This is a genomic window from Streptomyces sp. NPDC088733 (assembly GCF_044751185.1).
In the GTDB taxonomy this organism is placed as follows: Bacteria; Actinomycetota; Actinomycetes; order Streptomycetales; family Streptomycetaceae; genus Actinacidiphila.
Genome location: NZ_JBIVLH010000026.1, coordinates 70,603 through 86,030 on the forward strand (window position 1 = coordinate 70,603; position 15,428 = coordinate 86,030).

General features: G+C 72.3%; 14 protein-coding genes. 6 read left to right on the top strand and 8 right to left on the bottom strand.

The features are described from left to right. The first annotated feature begins 150 nt into the window (after positions 1–150). The 4 genes from ACIP64_RS33910 to ACIP64_RS33925 all read left to right on the top strand — a co-directional run bounded on the left by ACIP64_RS33910 (position 151) and on the right by ACIP64_RS33925 (position 2,547). A complete protein-coding gene (locus ACIP64_RS33910) occupies positions 151–828 on the top strand; it encodes a TetR/AcrR family transcriptional regulator (RefSeq protein ID WP_401594483.1) in 678 nt (225 codons plus the stop codon). Positions 829–1,052: 224 nt separating this feature from the next. Next, entirely contained in the window at positions 1,053–1,424 is a 372-nt protein-coding gene (locus ACIP64_RS33915) for a nuclear transport factor 2 family protein (RefSeq protein WP_401594485.1), read from the top strand. Between the two features lie 59 nt (positions 1,425–1,483). After that, a complete protein-coding gene (locus ACIP64_RS33920; protein WP_401594488.1) occupies positions 1,484–2,053 on the top strand; it encodes a carboxymuconolactone decarboxylase family protein in 570 nt (189 codons plus the stop codon). A gap of 26 nt (positions 2,054–2,079) precedes the next feature. After that, positions 2,080–2,547, top strand: coding sequence for a DUF6924 domain-containing protein (locus ACIP64_RS33925; protein ID WP_401594607.1), 468 nt, complete (start codon positions 2,080–2,082; stop codon positions 2,545–2,547). Here ACIP64_RS33925 and ACIP64_RS33930 read toward each other — a convergent pair. The 3 genes from ACIP64_RS33930 to ACIP64_RS33940 all read right to left on the bottom strand — a co-directional run bounded on the left by ACIP64_RS33930 (position 2,511) and on the right by ACIP64_RS33940 (position 6,600). Beyond that, positions 2,511–3,089, bottom strand: a complete 579-nt coding sequence (locus tag ACIP64_RS33930) for a TetR/AcrR family transcriptional regulator (protein ID WP_401594491.1) — start codon at positions 3,087–3,089, stop codon at positions 2,511–2,513. The two genes, ACIP64_RS33925 and ACIP64_RS33930, sit on opposite strands and share 37 nt — an antisense overlap. Before the next feature lie 50 nt (positions 3,090–3,139). Next, positions 3,140–4,474, bottom strand: coding sequence for a class I SAM-dependent RNA methyltransferase (locus ACIP64_RS33935; RefSeq protein ID WP_401594493.1), 1,335 nt, complete (start codon positions 4,472–4,474; stop codon positions 3,140–3,142). Positions 4,475–4,548: 74 nt separating this feature from the next. Further along, positions 4,549–6,600, bottom strand: a complete 2,052-nt coding sequence (locus ACIP64_RS33940; RefSeq protein ID WP_401594496.1) for an APC family permease — start codon at positions 6,598–6,600, stop codon at positions 4,549–4,551. 137 nt (positions 6,601–6,737) lie between these two features. Between ACIP64_RS33940 and ACIP64_RS33945 the strand changes: the two genes are divergently transcribed. Then, a complete protein-coding gene (locus tag ACIP64_RS33945) occupies positions 6,738–7,406 on the top strand; it encodes a TrkA family potassium uptake protein (protein ID WP_360905811.1) in 669 nt (222 codons plus the stop codon). Beyond that, positions 7,403–8,071: a potassium channel family protein gene (locus tag ACIP64_RS33950; protein WP_401594499.1), complete on the top strand. Its 669-nt coding sequence runs from the start codon at positions 7,403–7,405 to the stop codon at positions 8,069–8,071. The genes ACIP64_RS33945 and ACIP64_RS33950 overlap by 4 nt, the downstream gene beginning before the upstream one ends. Before the next feature lie 92 nt (positions 8,072–8,163). Here the strand turns inward: ACIP64_RS33950 and ACIP64_RS33955 are convergent, their stop codons facing one another. The 5 genes from ACIP64_RS33955 to ACIP64_RS33975 all read right to left on the bottom strand — a co-directional run bounded on the left by ACIP64_RS33955 (position 8,164) and on the right by ACIP64_RS33975 (position 15,350). Beyond that, on the bottom strand, positions 8,164–8,925 hold the full coding sequence (locus ACIP64_RS33955; RefSeq protein WP_360905813.1) for a DUF3159 domain-containing protein: 762 nt from the start codon (positions 8,923–8,925) through the stop codon (positions 8,164–8,166). Positions 8,926–8,928: 3 nt separating this feature from the next. Beyond that, complete coding sequence (locus tag ACIP64_RS33960; protein ID WP_360905814.1) at positions 8,929–9,327, bottom strand: OB-fold nucleic acid binding domain-containing protein; 399 nt, start codon at positions 9,325–9,327, stop codon at positions 8,929–8,931. Between the two features lie 31 nt (positions 9,328–9,358). Further along, positions 9,359–10,042 carry a response regulator gene (locus ACIP64_RS33965; RefSeq protein ID WP_319659086.1) on the bottom strand — a complete coding sequence of 228 codons (684 nt, stop codon included), beginning with the start codon at positions 10,040–10,042 and terminating at the stop codon, positions 9,359–9,361. Positions 10,043–10,115: 73 nt separating this feature from the next. Next, the gene (locus ACIP64_RS33970) at positions 10,116–12,659 is read right to left on the bottom strand and encodes a DUF4118 domain-containing protein (RefSeq protein WP_401594503.1); all 2,544 of its coding nucleotides are present in this window, start codon (positions 12,657–12,659) and stop codon (positions 10,116–10,118) included. 147 nt (positions 12,660–12,806) lie between these two features. Next, positions 12,807–15,350 (bottom strand): ATP-binding protein, encoded by a 2,544-nt coding sequence (locus ACIP64_RS33975; RefSeq protein ID WP_401594507.1) that lies wholly within the window; start codon positions 15,348–15,350, stop codon positions 12,807–12,809. Positions 15,351–15,428: the final 78 nt, after the last annotated feature.

Sequence of the window (15,428 nt, forward strand, 5' to 3'; positions counted from 1 at the left end):
GCGCGCCGGGCCGGAACGCGTCGGGGCGATTCCGGAAGAATGATGTTTACAGCGTAAGCATAGGCATGAGATTACAGCGTAAACAAGTGCGTCCCCGCATCGGCCCTCGCACATGTACGCTGTAAACCCGGTCGGTCAGGGAGGTCGCACATGGAGTCACCGAGGAAGCGCCTGGACCGCGACGTCCTCGTGACCACGGCCCTCTCCCTCGCCGACACGGAAGGACTCACCGCCGTGACCACGCGCCGCGTCGGCCAGGAGCACGGGGTCTCCGCGATGGCCCTCTACCGGCACTTCCGCGACAAGGACCAGATCCTCGACGCCGTCGCCGAGCGCCTCCTGTCCGAGGTCCGCCTCCCGGAACCGGACGACCGCCCCTGGGACGCCCAACTCCACGGCGTCCTCACGTCGCTGCTCACCGTCCTGCGCCCGCACGCCGCCGCGGCCGGACTCGTCACCACCCGGATCCTCGGCTCGCCGTCGGGTCTGGCCATCGCGGAGCGGACGCTGGAACTGCTGGCCGGCGCGGGCTTCGAGGTCGAGCAGGCCGCGGAGATCGCGAGCCAGTGCCTCTGCTCGATGGTCACGCTCGTCGTGACGGAGCCCGGCGGCGGCCGGGCCGAGGAAGCGCCGGCACGGGACGACGCGGTCCAGGCCAAGCGGGCATCCCTGGAGGCGCTCCCCGCCGAGCGCTACCCGCACGTCGTCGCGGCCGCGGCCGCCCTGGCGTCGTGCGCGAGCGACGACGTCTACTACGCGCGCGGCGTCGACCTCCTGGTCGCCGGCATCCGCGGCGTCCGCACCGGCGCGCACACCCCCGCCGTCTGACGCGGGGCGGCGACCGCGCCGCCGCAACGGCCGCGGGCGCACGACGCCCGCAGATCCGTCACGCCACCGCTCCGCGCCGACGCGGCCACCAGGTGCCGCCACCTGCCCTCGCGTGCCCGTATGACGGTCCTCACGTTGGTACCGGACTCATGGGTCCGGTAGCGTTCGGGGCATCCGGACCTCAGAGTCCACATCTTCCCCGGCCCCTCAGAAAGGCGCCAGCGATGACCCACGCGCGGATCAGCGAAGCCCTCCGAGCCCTGGTGTTCGAGCCCCGACTCCCCCTGGACGAGGCCCTGGACACGTACTACGCCCCCGACTACACCCACCGCAGCGACGGAAGGACCATCGACCGCGCCGAGTTCGCCGCCATGGTCGCGCGCACCCGCGCCGGCATCACCAAGGGCACCGTCACCGTGGTCGACGAACTGCGGGACGGCTCCGTCTATGCCGAACGGCACGTCTTCGAGATCACGCTTGCCGACGGCTCCACCCAGCACCGGGAGATCGCGATCTTCGGAACGCTGGCCGAGGACGGCCGCTTCCGGCACTTGAGCGAGACCGGCTTCAGCCTCGCCCCGGACCCGGCTCCCTGACCCGCAGAAAGCAGCAGAAGCACCGAGCCACCGAGCCACCGAACGAACGGAGAACCCCCATGCCCCGCCTGGCGAACCCGGACCCGCACGCCCTCCCTGCCGACGTGCGCGAATTCCTCTCTTTCCTCCCGCCGGACCCGCTGGTCAAGATGCTGTCCCACTCGGCCGGCACGGTGCGGCCCTTCATCGAGCTCGCCAAGGCGCAGTTCACCGCACTCGAACTGCCCGCCCGCTCAAGGGAACTGGTGATCCTCACCGTCGCCGAGTACACCGACTGCGCCTTCGTCACCGCCCAGCACGAGCCGATGGCGCAGGCCGCGGGAGTCGACGCAGCGACGCGCCGGCTCATCGCCGAGCGGGAGCTGGAGAGCCCCGCCCTGTCGCCGTACGACAAGGCCCTCCTCCGCCTCACCGCCGAGGTGGTGCGGAGCCCGCACGTGTCCGACGAACTCTTCGCCGAGGCCCGGCGGTTCCTCAGCGACCGGGAGATCGTCGAGGTGCTGCAAGTGGCCGGCTACTACTGGTCGTTCAGCCGGGTGTGCACGGTGCTCGATGTCGAGATCACCAAGGTGTACGGCGACGAACCCGTCCTCAACGACGCTCCCGGCCCGGAATCCGGCAGCCGCTGACCCCACCCGAGGCGGTCCCCGTGAACATGCTCCCCGAGCCGGACGGCGACGAGACCCCGCTCGTCCGTGTCGACTTCTCCGACGACGCGGCCTGGCGCCTGATGCGCCGGGCACTCGCCACCCCCTCCGAGGACGGCTTCATCGCCTACCTGCACATCGTGGAGGACCCCGCCTGCCGCGACCTGGCGCCCGCGCGGATCGCGGCGCTCTCGCCGAGGCGGGAGCGGCCCCGGGACCGGCTCGTCGTCATGGCCGACAGGACCTCGCTCGCCTCCCCCGAGATGCCGCTGCTCGCTCTGCGGGTCGGCGAGCAGGGGCGGTTCGACACGCTGCGCGTCGTCGCGCGTCAGCTGTACTCGATCGAGAACAACCTGGCCCTGGCGAACATGGCCTGGGAGGACTTCACCGGGTTCGCGGACGACGACGGCGTCTTCCGCGGTTTCCGAAGTTCGACGCGTCAGGGCCGCAGGGCCTGGAGCACCAGTTCCCCGTAGCGCCGCCAGACCGCCGGGTCGCGTTCCGCCACGGTCATGAGCTGAAGCGCGGCGCCGCACAGGACGACCCTCAGGTCCAGCAGCGTCGCGTCCTCGCGGACCGTCCCGGTCGCCTTGGCCGCCTGCATCAACTCCGTCAGCACGGTGAGGACGGAGCCGGCCGCGGGCGAGGCGGCCTCCGCCAGCCGTCCGGTCAGCAGCCGGTCGCGGGCCAGGGTCTCGAAGAGCCGCAGCACATAGGCGTGGAACGCGCGTCCGGGGTCGGTCTCGCCGAGCGCCACCTCGGTCTCCCGCCGGAGCTCCTCCAGGCGCAGCCGCGCGATCGCCTCGACCAGGTCCTCCTTGGCCGGGAAGCTCCGGTAGACGGTGGCTTTGCCGACCCCCGCCCTGGCCGCGATCTGCGGCACGGTGGCTTGCGGGCCGAGCTCGGCGAACACCTCGATCGCGGCGGCGACGACCCGCTCGTGATTGCGGCGCGCGTCCGCCCTCTTCAGGGGTGCGGCCGGCGCCGCTTCCCCCGGCCCGGCCTCGGAAGTCTGCATGCCACCAGTCTGCACGGCCCCGACCCGTGCCCCCGCCGGGGGCGCGGGGGTCAGCTGTCCTTGGGCGCGGGCTCCAGGATCGCCACGCACTCCACGTGGTGCGTCATCGGGAAGAGGTCGAACGCCCGCATGCGGCGCGGGACATAGCCCGCTTCGCCGAACCAGCGCAGGTCGCGGGCGAGGGCGGCCGGGTCGCAGGCGACGTACGCGATGCGGCGGGGGGCCAGGGAGGCGACGTGGGCGACCGTGGCGCGGCCGGCGCCCGTGCGGGGCGGGTCGAGCACGACGAGGTCGGCCTCGGTGATGCCGGTGCGGGGCAGGACCGTCTCGACCTTGCCCTGCTCGATGCGGACCCGGTCGAGGTCGCCGAGGTTGTGGCGGGCGTCCTCCACCGCGCGCTTGCCGGACTCGATGCCGAGGACGGCACCGGTCTCGCCGACCCGTTCGGCCAGCGCGCCGGCGAACAGTCCCACTCCGCAGTAGAGGTCGAGGGCCGTCTCGCCCTTGCGGGGCGTGAGGCCCTGCATGACGGCCTCGACGAGGAGTTCCGCGGCCATCGGGTGGACCTGCCAGAAGCCGCCGGAGCCGACGCGCCAGGTGCGGTCGTCCGCGCGCTCGCGCACGAAGCCGCGACCGTGGACGCGGTGCACACCGCCCTGCTCGTCGACGCGCATGACCGACACCGGCCGGTCGAGCTCCACGATGGGGAGCCGCCCGCCGGGGCGCGGCGTGATGATGACCTGCCGGTCGGAGGAGCCGGTGGCGGAGATCGCCTCGACGGTGGCGATGCCGGGCCAGTCGCGGGACTCCACGCCCAGCTCGGAGATGCCCGGGGCGGCGATCAGGCAGCGGTCGATCCGCTCGACCTCGTGGGAGCGGTGGCGGCGCAGACCGGCGTGCCCGTCGGCGTCGACGGCGTACTGGACACGGGTGCGCCAGGCCGGGACCTCGCCCTTGGCGACCTTGTCGCCGGGAGCGGGCTCCACGGTGCCGTCCCAGCCGGCCTCCTGGGGGGTGAGGCCGCCGAGCCGCTCCAGCTGCTCGGTGATGACCTGGACCTTCAGCCGCCGCTGCGCGCCGGGCGCCGCGTGCTGCCAGTCGCAGCCTCCGCACTTGCCCGGTCCGGAGAAGGGGCAGGGCGCCTCGACCCGGTCCGGGGAGGCCTCGAGGATCTCCACCGCGTCGGCGCGCAGGAAGCGGGAGTCCGGGCCGCCCTCGGTGACCTGGGCGATCACGCGCTCGCCGGGGAGGGCGTGCCGGACGAACAGCACCTGGCCCTCGTGGCGGGCGACGCAGTGACCGCCGTGCGCGACGGGGCCGACCTCGACCTCGTAGCGCTCGCCGACGAGGGCGTCGGCCTCGGGGGCCTTCGTACGGTGCTGCATCTCGGAACGGGCTCCTGACAACGGGGGGACGAGGACGGCAGCTCACCAGTCTACGGTGCGCCGCCGCCCTCCTCTCACGCCCGTTCGCTGGGCTCCCGGCGCCTGCGCGGGCGGCCGACCTCGCCGCGGCGCACCGAACCGGGGGCGTTCCACTCGGCGCCCTTGCGGGCCCGGACCTTGGCGCGCTCGGAGGACTCCAGCTGCCAGGGCACCGAGGTGACCATCACACCGGGGGTGAACAGCAGCCGGCCCTTGAGCCGCAGGGCGCTCTGGTTGTGCAGCAGGTGCTCGTACCAGCGGCCGACCACGTACTCCGGGATGAAAATCGAGACGACGTCGCGCGGGCTGCTGCGGCGCAGGCTCTTGACGTAGTCGACGATCGGCCGGGTGATCTCGCGGTAGGGCGAGTCCAGCACCTTCAGCGGCACGTCGATGCCGCGCCGCTGCCAGTCCGCCTGCAGCGCCTTGGTGTCGGCCGGGTCGACGTTGATGCTCAGCGCCTCCAGCGAGTCCGAGCGGAACAGCTTGGCGTAGGACAGGGCGCGCAGCGTGGGCTTGTGGACCTTGGAGACCAGCACGATCGAGTGCACCCGGGACGGCTTGGCCTCCTCCTCGCCGGGTTCCTCCGCGGCCGCGAGCTCGCTGGAGACCCGGTCGTAGTGGCGGCGGATGGCGGTCATCGTCGCGTAGAACAGGCCCATGCCCAGGACCGCGACCCAGGCGCCGTGGGTGAACTTGGTCAGCAGGACGACCACCAGCACCAGGCCGGTGAAGAAGGCGCCGAAGGTGTTGATCGCGCGCGAGCGGATCATGTGGCGGCGCACCGCGGGGTCGGTCTCGTCGGCCAGGTGCCGGTTCCAGTGCCGGACCATTCCGATCTGGCTCAGGGTGAACGACACGAAGACGCCGACGATGTAGAGCTGGATCAGCCGGGTCGAGTCGGCCCCGTAGAGGTAGACGAGCACGGCGGCGAAGGCGGCCAGCAGCACGATGCCGTTGCTGAAGGCCAGCCGGTCGCCGCGGGTGTGCAGCTGCCGCGGCAGGTAGCGGTCCTGGGCGAGGATCGAGCCGAGCACCGGGAAGCCGTTGTACGCGGTGTTGGCCGCCAGGAAGAGGACGAGGGCGGTGGCCCCCGCGAGGAAGATGAACGGGATCGAGCCGTCGCCGAACACCGCGGAGGCGACCTGCGCGATCACCGGGTCCTGGGTGTAACCCGCGCCGACCGGCTTGCCGTTCACGAGCAGGTCGGTGGCCGGGTTCTCGGCCATCCGCACCTTCGTGTACAGCGCGAGCGCGATGATGCCGCAGAACATCGTCACCGCGAGCAGACCCATGGCGGCCAGCGTCGTGGCGGCGTTCTTCGACTTCGGCTTGCGGAAGGCGGGCACGCCGTTGCTGATCGCCTCGACGCCGGTGAGCGCGGCGCAGCCGGAGGAGAAGGCCCGCAGCAGCAGGAAGACCAGGGCGAAGCTGGCCAGTCCGGTGTGCTCGGCCTTGATCGTGTAGCCCGCGGTCGGAGCGTGCATCTCGCTGCCGGTGGCGATCTTGAAGATGCCCCAGAGCAGCATGCAGAAGACGCCGAAGACGAAGGCGTACGTGGGGATCGCGAAGATCGTCCCGGACTCGCGCACACCGCGCAGGTTCATCAGCATGAGCAGCACGATCATGCCGATCGCGCCGATCACCTTGTGCTCGACGAAGAACGGCACCGCCGAGCCCAGGTTCTCCACGCCCGAGGCCACCGACACGGCCACGGTGAGCACGTAGTCGACGAGCAGCGCGCTGGCCACGGTGAGCCCGGCGCGGGGCCCGAGGTTGGTGGTCGCGACCTCGTAGTCGCCGCCCCCGGAGGGGTAGGCGTGCACGTTCTGCCGGTACGAGGCGACGACCGTGAACATCAGCACCACGACCGCGACCGCGATCCAGGGGCTGAAGTGGTAGGCCGACACTCCCGCGATCGACAGGACGAGGAGCACCTCGCCCGGCGCGTAGGCAACGGAGGACAGCGGGTCCGAGGCGAAGACCGGGAGAGCCAGCCGCTTGGGCAGGAGGGTCTCCCCGAGCTTGTCGCTCCGCAGCGCCCGCCCGATCAGGATCCGTTTCGGAAGGTCGGTCAGTTTGGACACCCGAGGATGTTAGAGGATCGTCAAGGTTTCCGACCCACCGCCCACCTATCGAGCGGTTACGTGCGTGTGTAGCTTTGGCCGCGGTCTGAGACCCTGAGAGGGAATCGGCCACATCGTTGACAGCCGGAAGGACGGTCGTGCACGTCGTGATTATGGGTTGCGGGCGAGTGGGTTCCACTCTCGCGCACTCCCTTGAGCAGCAAGGTCATACAGTGGCCGTGGTGGACCAGGATCCGACGGCGTTCCGCCGCCTGGGCTCGGGTTTCAGCGGGCGCCGCGTGACCGGGGTCGGGTTCGACCAGGACACGCTGCGCGAGGCGGGCATCGAGGAAGCCGGCGCCTTCGCCGCCGTCAGCAGCGGCGACAACTCCAACATCATCGCGGCCCGGGTGGCCCGTGAGATGTTCGGCATCGAGAACGTGGCCGCCCGCATCTACGACCCCCGCCGTGCCGAGGTGTACCAGCGTCTGGGCATCCCGACCGTGGCCACGGTGCGCTGGACGGCCGACCAGATGCTGCGCCGCCTGCTGCCGTCGGGTGCCGAGCCGTTGTGGCGCGATCCGAGCGGTGGGGTGCAGCTCGCCGAGGTGCACACCGACACCGCGTGGGTGGGCCACAAGGTCAGCCGGCTCCAGGAGGAGACCGGGGTGCGCGTGGCGTTCCTCACCCGGCTCGGCGAGGCGATGCTGCCGACGTCCGAGACCGTTCTGCAGGAGGGCGACCTCGTCCACGTGATGATGCGCACCAATGAGGTCGAGCAGGTCGAGGCCGCGTTCGCCAAGGGTCCCGAGGAGACGAGCCGATGAGGGTCGCCATCGCAGGGGCGGGTGCCGTGGGCCGCTCGATCGCGGGTGAGCTGCTGGAGAACGGCCACGAGGTCCTCCTGATCGACAAGAACCCGACCTCGATCTCGGTCGAGCGGGTACCGCAGGCGGAGTGGCTGCTGGCCGACGCCTGCGAGATCACCTCGCTGGACGAGGCGGCGCTGCAGCGCTGCAATGTGGTGATCGCCGCCACGGGCGACGACAAGGTCAACCTCGTGGTGTCGCTGCTCGCCAAGACGGAGTACGGCGTGCCGCGCGTGGTCGCCCGGGTGAACAACCCCAAGAACGAGTGGCTGTTCAACGAGGCCTGGGGCGTGGACGTCGCGGTCTCCACCCCGCGGCTGATGTCTGCCCTGGTCGAGGAGGCGGTGAGCGTCGGCGACCTGGTCCGGCTGATGCGCTTCAGCCAGGGTGACGCGAACCTGGTCGAGTTGACGCTGCCCGAGGAGGCCGCGCTCGTCGGCACCCGCGTCGGCGACGTGCGCTGGCCCGAGGACACCGCGCTGGTGACCATCATCCGCGGTCACCGGGTGCTCACGCCGTCCAAGGACGACGCGCTGGAGGCGGGCGACGAGTTGCTCTTCGTCGCGGCCCCTCACCGCGAGGAGCAGTTGGAGGACCTGCTCTCGGTCCGCAGCGGCGCCTGACCCGCGGGCCGGGCGCATACGAAGGGGCGCCCGGAACCACTGGTTCCGGGCGCCCCTTCGTGCCGTGCGGAGGGAGTCGCCGGCGGGCGCTGTCAGCGCTCCGCGGCCTCCTTGGCGGCCCGTTCCTCGGCTTCCTTCGCTTCGGCGGCCTCCATCTCCGCGATCACGTCGATCGGCGGCGGGGCCTTCGCGAGGAAGATCCACGTCAGGTAGACGGCGAGCAGGAACGGCGGGATGCCGAGCGCGACCTTGACCCAGCCGAGCTGGGTGGCGTTGCCCCAGAAGTACAGCGGGAAGAGCACCGCCGACTTCGCCAGCAGGATGATGCCCCAGGCCCAGGTGGCCTTGGTGTACGCCACGAGCCGCCCGGGGTTCCTGGTCTTCCAGGAGAGGTTCTCCTTCAGGATCGGGCCGAGGAGCAGCCCGATCAGGGGGTAACCCACCAGCGCCGAGATCACGTAGGCGACCGCGAGCCCCAGGGTGTAGAGCATGCCCGGCAGGTAGAAGTTCTTCGCGTCCCCGGAGAGCATGGCGAAGACCGCGCCGAAGGCGACGCCGAAGACGCCGCTGAAGGCGTGCTTGAGCGTCTGCTTGCGCACCAGCCGGGCGAGCGCCAGCACCAGGGAGAGGCCGAGCGCGGCCACCGCCGCCGTCTTGATGTCGTGGTTGATCGTGTAGATCAGCACGAACACCAGACCGGGCACCGTGGTGTCCACCATGCCCCAGACGCCGCCGAAGGCCTCCAGGAGCGCGTGGTCCGCGGCTGCCCTGGAGGCCGCCGCGTCGTGCTCCGGGCCCTGCGGCCCGGCATCGGTGCCGGGCTCTGTCCCGGTCCGCTTGTCGATCGACGCCACCGGCTACTCCTGTCCGACCGGACGCAACTCGTACTTGGGGTTGAACAGCACCGGACGGCCGCGGTTCATGGAGATCCGCCCCGACGCGATGATCCTGCGGCCCGGCTCGATACCGACGATGCTCCGCCGCCCGAGCCACACGACGTCGAGCGCCGCCGAGCCGTCGAACAGCTCCGCCTCCAGCGCGGGGACGCCGGCACGGGGACGCAGCGTGACTGCGCGCAGTGTACCCGTCACCGTGACGATGTCACGGTCGTGGCAGTCGCAGATCCGTGTGCACCCGACGTCCGCGGTGTCCCGCCGCAGCTCGTCGGAGTGCAGCTCCTCCTGGGAGGTGGACAGGCGGTCGAGCATCCGGCGAAAACGGCCGGCGGGTCGGTCCGAACGGGTGGTACCACTCATACTCCGAAGGGTACCGGGCCAGGTGCCGGGTTCACTTCTCGAAGCGGTAGCCCATCCCCGGCTCGGTGATGAAGTGCCGGGGATGCGCGGGGTCCGCCTCCAGCTTGCGCCGCAGCTGCGCCATGTAGACCCGCAGATAGTTGCTCTCCGTGCCGTACGAGGGCCCCCAGACCTCCTGGAGCAGCTGCTTCTGGCTGACCAGGCGGCCGGTGTTGCGGACCAGGACCTCCAGCAGGTGCCACTCGGTCGGGGTCAGGCGGACGTCGGCGCCGTCGCGGTTGACCTTCTTGGCGGCCAGGTCGACGGTGAAGGACTCAGTCTCCACGGTGGCGGCCCCGTCCTCGGGGCCGCCGGGCGTGGCCCGCCGGACGGCGGCGCGCAGCCGGGCCAGCAGTTCGTCCATGCCGAAGGGCTTGGTGACGTAGTCGTCCGCGCCCGCGTCCAGCGCCTCGACCTTCTCGTCGGACGCCTGGCGGGCGGAGAGCACGATGATCGGCACCCGGGTCCAGCCGCGCAGGCCCCGGATCACCTCGACGCCGTCCATGTCGGGCAGACCGAGGTCGAGCACGATGACGTCGGGGTGCCGGGCGGCCGCGAGCGCGAGCGCGGTCGCACCGTCATGGGCGGCGTCGACCTCGTATTTGCGGGCACGCAGGTTGATCACGAGAGCCCGCACGATCTGCGGCTCGTCGTCGACCACGAGCACCCGGTTCATGGGGCCTGCCTTTCGTTCACTGCAACGGTCTTGGGGGCTGCGGCGGCCACGGACATGTGACCGGGCGACGCGCTCATGTCGTCGCCTCGGCGGGGAGGTCCGGCGTCGCGGGAGGGCTGCCGGGCGCGGCCTTGAGGGTGAGCACCATGGTCAGGCCGCCGCCGGGGGTGTCCTCCGGGTGCAGGGTCGCGTCCATGGCGTCGGCGAAGCCGCGGGCGACGGCCAGGCCGAGGCCGACGCCGTTGCCCCGGGGCGCGTCGCCGTAGCGCTGGAAGGGCTCGAAGATCCGGTCCTTGGCGGTGTCCGGCACGCCCGGTCCGCGGTCGACCACGCGCAGGTCGACGCGGTCGCCGAGGGCGCTGGCGGCCACCAGCACCTTGGTTCCCTCGGGGCTGTACTTCACGGCGTTCTCGACGATGTTGGCGACGCTGCGCTCCAGCAGTCCCGGGTCGACGGAGACCATGGGCAGCGTCTCGGGGACGTCCAGGGTGACGCTTCCGTCGGGGACGCCGCGCAGTGCCTTGGGCACGACCTCGTCCAGATCGATCTCGCGGATCAGCGGATTGACGGTGCCGGTCTGCAGCCGGGACATGTCGAGCAGATTGCCCACCAGGTTGTCCAGCCGGTCGGCGCCGTCCTCGATGCCCGCCAGCAGTTCGGCCTCGTCCTCCTCGGACCAGGCGACGTCGTCCGAGCGCAGCGAGCTGACCGCCGCTTTGATGCCCGCGAGAGGGGTGCGCAGGTCGTGGGAGACGGCGGCGAGCAGGGCGGTGCGGATCCGGTTGCCCTCGGCGAGGCCGCGGGCGAGGGCGGCCTCGTCCTCCAGCCGCTGCCAGTCCAGGACGCCGGCGGCCTGGGCCGCGAAGGCGGACAGCACACGGCGGTCCGAGGCGGGCAGCACGCGGCCGGTGAGGGCGAGCGAGAGGTTGTCGCTGACCGGCACCTCCACGTCGGCGTCCTCGGGACGCAGGCACCCAGTGCCGCCGACACCGGCGGCACAGGTCCACGCCTCGTGCTCGCCCGCCCGCTCCAGCAGGACCACCGACTCCATGCCGAAGGTCTCCCGCACCCGCTCCAGCAGCGCCTCCAGCGAGTGCTCCCCGCGCAGCACGCTGCCCGCCAGGTAGGACAGGATCTCCGCCTCGGACTGGAGTCTGGCCGCCAGGTGCGTGCGGCGGGCCGCCAGGTCCACGACCGAGGCGACGGCGAGGGCGACCACCACGAAGATCACGATGGCGATCACGTTCTCCGGCTTGGAGATCGTGAAGGTGTGCAGGGGCGGCGCGAAGTAGTAGTTCAGCAGCAGGGAGCCGCCGACGGCGGAGACGAGCGCGGGGTACAGGCCGCCGGTGAGCGCCGCCGCGACCGTCAGGGCCATGAACAGCAGCATGTCGGTGGCCAGGCCGAGGCCGCTGTGCAGATGCGTCAGCACGGCGCACAGCACGATCGGGCCGAGCACGCCGGTCAGCCAGCCCGCGATCACCCGCGAGCGGCCGAGCCGGGCCCCGCGGGCGATGGGCAGGCCGCGGCCCTTGGCGGCCCGCTCGTGGGTGACGATGTGCACGTCCAGGTCGGGACCGGACTCCCGGGCCACGGTCGCGCCGACGCCGGGGCCGAGCACGTACTGCCAGGCCGGTCGGCGGCTGGTGCCCAGCACGATCTGGGTGGCGTTCACGCCGCGCGCGAAGTCCAGCAGGGCGGAGGGCACGTCGTCGCCGACGACGTGGTGGAAGGAGCCGCCGAGGTCCTCCACCAGGGTGCGCTGGACCGCGATCTCCTTGGGCGAGCCGGCCGCCAGGCCGTCGCTGCGGGCGATGTGGACGGCGAGGATCTCGCCGCCCGCGCCCTTGGCGGCCATCCGGGCCGCGCGCCGGATCAGGGTGCGCCCCTCGGGGCCGCCGGTCAGTCCGACGACGATGCGCTCGCGGGCCTGCCAGGTGGTGGAGATGTGGTGGTCGGCGCGGTACTGCCGCAGGTACTCGTCGACCCGGTCGGCGACCCACAGCAGCGCCAGTTCGCGCAGCGCGGTCAGGTTGCCCGGCCGGAAGTAGTTGGACAGGGCCGCGTCGACCTTGTCGGGGGCGTAGATGTTGCCGTGCGCCATGCGGCGGCGCAGCGCCTGGGGCGACATGTCGACCAGCTCGATCTGGTCGGCCCTGCGCACCACCTCGTCGGGGACGGTCTCGCGCTGGCGCACCCCGGTGATCGACTCGACGGCGTCGCCGAGCGACTCCAGGTGCTGGATGTTGACCGTCGATATGACGTTGATCCCGGCCTGGAGCAGTTCCTCGACGTCCTGCCAGCGCTTCTCGTTGCGGCTTCCGGGGACGTTGGTGTGGGCGAGCTCGTCGACAAGGGCGACCTCGGGCCGGCGGGCGAGCACCGCGTCGACGTCCATCTCGGTGAACGTCGTGTCCCGGTACTCGATCTCCTTGCGCCGAATCACCTCCAGGCCGTGCAGCATGACCTCGGTGCGGGGCCGCTTGTGGTGCTCGACGAAGGCCACGGCCAAGTCGGTGCCGCGCTCCAGCCGCCGGTGCGCCTCGGAGAGCATGGCGTAGGTCTTGCCCACTCCAGGGGCGGCCCCCAGGTAGATCCGCAATATGCCGCGTGCCATGACTCCACGTTCCGCTTCATTGCGCCGGCTGTCCGGCGCGCCGACGTAGCAAATCCTATGGTCCCAGCAATGGACAAACGGGACACGATGCGCGGCACCCGGTCATGTTGACGTGGCCTTGACGCCTTCCGGCCGCCCCGGCGGTGCTCAGGCGGCCGCGCGCTCCGGTGCTGGTGCGGCAGGCAGGGACAGCACCATGGTGAGCCCGCCGCCCGGTGTGTCCTCGGGCACAAGGGTGCCGCCCATGGCTTCGGCGAGGCCGCGGGACAGGGCGAGGCCCAGGCCCAGCCCGGTGCTGTTGTCGGTGTCGCCCAGGCGCTGGAACGCCTCGAAGACCCGCTCGCGCGCGTCCTCCGGCAGCCCCGGCCCCCGGTCGGCGACGCGCAGTTCCACCCGGTCGGCCAGCGAGCTGGCGGTCACCAGCACGGGCTTCCCGGCGGGCGCGTAGCGGACCGCGTTGGCGACCAGATTGGCGAGCACCCGCTCCAGGAGGGGCGCGTCCGCCAGGACGTCGGGGGCGCGCTCCAACTCCGGGGCGAGAACCGGCGCCCGGTCCCCAGGAAGGCTGTCGAGGGCGAGCGGCAGCACCTCGCACAGCGCCGTGGGCACCGGCCGCAGCCTGAGCGCGCCGGCCTGCAGCCGGCTCATGTCGAGCAGGTTGTCCACCAGCCGGCTGAGCCGGGCCATGGACTCGTCGGCCGTGGCGAGCAGTTCCTCGCGGTCCTCCGCGGAGAAGTCGACGTCGCTGCTGCGCAGCGAGCTGACCGCCGCCCAGCCGCTGGCCAGCGGGGTGCGCAGGTCGTGGCTGACGGCGGCGAGCAGCGCCGTGCGCATGCGGTCGGCCGCCCTGACCGGCTCGATCTCGGCCGCCGCCTCGGCCAGCCGGGCGTGGTCGACGGCGGCGGTCAGGTGGGCGGCGAACGCGGTCAGCACCCGCCGTTCGGAGGCGGCCAGGCCCCGGCCGCGCAGCACCAGGCGGGCGTCGCCCCCGATCGGCACGGTGACCGGCGGTGGCCCCTCCCCGGCCGGCGGCCCGTCGGCTCCCGTCAGCTCGGCGCTGTCCATCCCGAAGACCTCGCGGGTGCGTTCCAGCAGCAGCGGGACGGCCTGGTCGCCGCGCAGGACGTCCCCCGCGAGCGAGGACAGCGTCTCCGCCTCGGCCGTCGCGCGGGCCGCCCGGCGGGACAGCCGCAGCGACCGGTCGACGACGGCCGCCACGGTCACGGCGACCGCGGCGAACACCACGGTGGCCAGCGCGTTGTTGGTGTCGTTGATCGTGAACCGGCCGACGGGCGGGATGAACCAGTAGTTGAGCAGCAAGGAGGCCGTGACCGACGCGAGCAGTGCGGAGACCACCCCGCCGAGGCAGGCGACGCCGACGACGGCGAGCAGGAAGAGCAGGGCCTGGCTGGTGAGGTTGAGGTGCCCGCGGGTGTGCGCGAGCAGGACGGTCAGCAGCGCCGGCAGCACAACGCCCGCCACCGGCCCGGCGGCCTTGCGCACGATGGGCAGGCCGCCGCCGCGGAGGGACAGCAGGCGCCCGCGGCCCGCCCGCCCGTGCGTGACCATGTGGACGTCGATGTCCCCGGAGTGCTCGACGGTGGTCTCGCCGACACCCTGCCCCGACGCCAGCCGGGCCAGCCGGCCGCGCCGGCTCACCCCGACGACCAGCTGGGTGGCGTTCTCGGCCCGGGCGAAGTCCAGCAGCGCGGTGGGGACGTGGTCGCCGACGACGGTGTGGTAGCTGCCGCCCAGGCCCTCCACGAGCTGCCGCTGCTCGGCGAGGGTGCCGGGCGGGACGCCGGGGAGGCCGCCCTTGCTCCGCACCACGTGCACCGCCAGGACGTCGCAGCCCCGGCCCGCACCGGGGGCGCCGCCCGCCGCCCGGTCGGCGATCCGCACCGCCCGGCGGATCAGCGTCTCGCCCTCCGGCCCGCCGGTCAGCGCCACCACGACGCGTTCGCGGGTCTCCCACACCCGTCCGATGCCGTGCTCGCTGCGGTACCTCTGCAGCGCCTCGTCGACCCGCCCTGCCAGCCACAGCAGGGCCAGTTCGCGCAGCGCGGTGAGGTTGCCGATCCGGAAGCGGTGGGCGAGTGCGGCATCGATGCCGCCCGGTTCGCACACGTTGCCGTGCGCCAGGCGCCGGCGCAGCCCTTCGGGCGGGATGTCCACAAGCTCGATCTGGTCGGCGCCGCGCACGATGGCGTCGGGCACGGTCTCGGGCTCCGGAATGCCGGTGATCTCCCGCACCACGTCGTTCAGCGACTCCAGGTGCTGGATGTTCACCGCGGTCACCACGTCGATCCCGGCGGCCAGCAGCTCGGCGACGTCCTGCCACCGCTCGGTGTTCCGGCCGCCGGGCACATTGGTGCGGGCGAGTTCGTCGACGAGCGCGACCGCGGGACGGCGGGCGAGCACGGCGGCCACATCGAGTTCCGCGTACTCCCCGCCCTGGTGCGGGCGCCGCGTCGTGGGCACGGCCTCGAGGCCGTGCAGCATCTCCAGCGTGTGCGGGCGGCCGTGGCACTCCGCGAGGGCGACGACCACATCCGTGCCGCGCGCGGCCCGCCGCCGGCCCTCGTCGAGCATCCGGTACGTCTTGCCGACGCCCGGAGCGGCGCCGAGGTACACCTTGAGCCGGCCGGGCACGCGGCCCGGCGGATCGTCCACGACGACGCTCTGCGCCATCCGATGCGCCTCCTCGCGCGGGATGTGCGGTGCGTGGCACCGCCTCACTGGTAGCGAAACGCCTCGCCGTCACCGCCG